We start from the raw sequence: 2,583 nt of genomic DNA, 5'->3' as shown, positions 1-2,583 counted from the left end.
CTGCAGATCGTATCAATGTACTGTTAAACCAGCAACAAACTGCTTAATTAAATTTTTAAAAAATTTGTTTTAAAAATTCTGCAGGTCTGTGTATTTTTAAAAAGAGCAATTATGAAATTGACTCAACTAATGCCTTTTTGTCAGTAAATCTCTAAATAGATATATCCATTCTCTCATAAGACATAGACACTATCTCTTCAGCTATTCAAATTCGCCACTGTCTATGAGTGATTGATACCCCTGCCTTCTCACAAATTGGTAAAGACTGAAATAACCATTTATGCTACTAGATTAATTTGATGTTTTTGTTCATCATCTATTATCTAAAACTCCTAAAAAAGCTAACTGATTTATGTTTAGAACACTTGCTATTGAACAAGACTATATCTGTACACACCCTTTTCCTTCCCAGCTATAATTTCTTTACGTTCCAGTAAAAGGTCAAGTACACTTAATTTCAAAAACAAATGTAATCACTGCTTTTTTATATCGATTAGGGTACATTTTTTTAATAATATCCAATCCACTAAACTGGAAATTTATAATCTTGATACATGTCTTTCAAACGCATTTTTAATATTTTTCCAACACCATTTCTTGGAAGTTCATTTACAAAAACTACTTGTCGGGGCGTCTTGTATTTGGCAAGGTGTATTTGACAATAATCAATCAATTCTTGCTCCGTTACTTCCACCCCGTCTTTTTTAACAACGCACGCAAGTATTTCCTCTCCCATTCGTTCAGATGGTACCCCAATGACTGCTGCTTCTGATACAGCCTCATGTTTTGTCAATAATTCTTCCAAATCACGTGGATAAATATTAAATCCCCCACGTATAATCAAATCTTTCTTTCGGTCAACAATAAATAAATAACCATCTTCATCGATCTTGGCCAAATCACCAGTATGCAGCCATCCACCTTTAAGCGCTGCTCTTGTTGCTTCCTCATTTCGGAAATAACCTGGAGTAACATTATCCCCTTGAACTAATAGTTCTCCAACTTCTCCAGGAGATAGTTCATTACCTTTCTCATCTACAATTTTAATTTTTACACCAGGTATTGGTAACCCTACTGAACCTTCCTTAATTGGCATATCTTTACGCTGACCCGCAACCCCTGGTGATGCTTCTGACAATCCATATGCATCATGTACTTCCGCATTAAATTGTTCAAGGAATTTTTTTCTCAGACTAATTGGTAATGCCGCAGATCCAGATCCGACCGTTTCCAAAGAGGACAAATCATATTTATCGGCATTTGGATTGTATACCATCGAATGAACCATAGCTGGAACCGCAGCAAAGGAGCTCACTTTAAATCGTTCAATAGCTTTAAATACTTCTTCAGCATCAAATTTAGAAAAGATGACGACTGAATTCCCTTGTATAAATAAACCATTCATTACTCCAAACCCGTAAATATGTGCCAAGGGTAAGACACCTAAAGTAGTGCCCCGTTTATCATTATCTCTCAGAGCAGCACTATTCGAAGCGCTTGCATATAAGTTCTTATGTGTAAGCATTACTCCTTTTGGCTTTCCAGTAGTTCCTGAAGTATACAGTATCACTGCTACATCACTTTCTGTTAAATCTGTCCGCCTCTCCTTATTTATATCTACATTTTTGAGTGCTTTTTGCCATTCAATAATTTCTACATCGTTCTCCTTCCCCAAATCTTCCGCGTGTGGAGCGTCAATACAAATAATTTTTGGTTTCTCCATTAAACTTAACCCATCCGTAGCCTTTACCATTTTACTTAGAAGAAATGAAGAAGTAACAATGGCCTTCGCTTCCGAGTCTTCCAAAATATAATTAATTTCCTTTTCATGAAGGCGATGCATTGCAGGAACAACTATAGCTCCTGAGCGTAAAATTCCTTGATACGAAAAAATAACCTCTGGACAGTTCGGCATACAAACCAATACCCGTTCACCTGCCCCTATTCCGAGTGAATCTATTAGACAGGAAACCTTTCTTGCCATATTCTCAGTCTCAACGTTTGTGTAAGACTTCTCCCCATAATGGAGAAGAGAATACTCACCAAATGATTTAATATTTTTTTCTAATAACTCTGTAAGAAGCATCTTGACCCTCCAATAAGTTTCCAATATTTTAATTCATTGATTGTAAACGTTTACAATATATGATTATTAAAATACTTTTAAAATAGTACTAACTGCTTCCAGAAATTTTTCTCTTATTTTCGGCAAATGAATTTGTCTTTCTTTCCGTAATAACCAGCATGATAATTAAAGTCAAACATGATGAATCCCGAGTAAAATGAACACTTTTTTACATTTCATCTACTTCACTTCCAAGTAAGTATTTAAGGAGGCTGGGACATAACTAGCCAAAAATAGTAAATAAAAAGGTTCCAAGCAAATCAAAAGTTTGCTTGGAACCTTTTTTATTGGCCTTCAGAAAGCCGAACGCTGGTTCTACATCGATTTTACGTTTTCCGTAAATTTCACCAGTTTTCTCGTCTGAAAGCTTCGCACGTACATATTCTTTTTGGGATTCCCACTTTTCATTCATGTAGACTTTTCGGTTGTTTCCTTCTTTTGCTTTCGTGCATAAATTG

The 2,583-nt window shown here is 35.5% G+C and carries 1 protein-coding gene and 1 pseudogene; both read right to left on the bottom strand.

Going from position 1 to position 2,583, the window contains the following annotated elements; all coding sequences use genetic code 11:
* Positions 1 to 526: 526 nt before the first annotated feature.
* Entirely contained in the window at positions 527 to 2,086 is a 1,560-nt protein-coding gene (locus ABRT01_RS18100; protein ID WP_269409424.1) for a class I adenylate-forming enzyme family protein, read from the bottom strand.
* A 325-nt stretch (positions 2,087 to 2,411) separates the two neighbouring features.
* Positions 2,412 to 2,583: pseudogene (locus ABRT01_RS18095) on the bottom strand (transposase); the annotation flags it as partial.

The organism is Lentibacillus sp. L22, assembly GCF_040812445.1.
GTDB classification, from domain to species: Bacteria; Bacillota; Bacilli; order Bacillales; family Amphibacillaceae; genus Lentibacillus_C; species Lentibacillus_C daqui.
The sequence above is the reverse complement of the archived record's forward strand: the minus strand, read 5'-3'. Positions and strand labels throughout refer to the sequence as shown.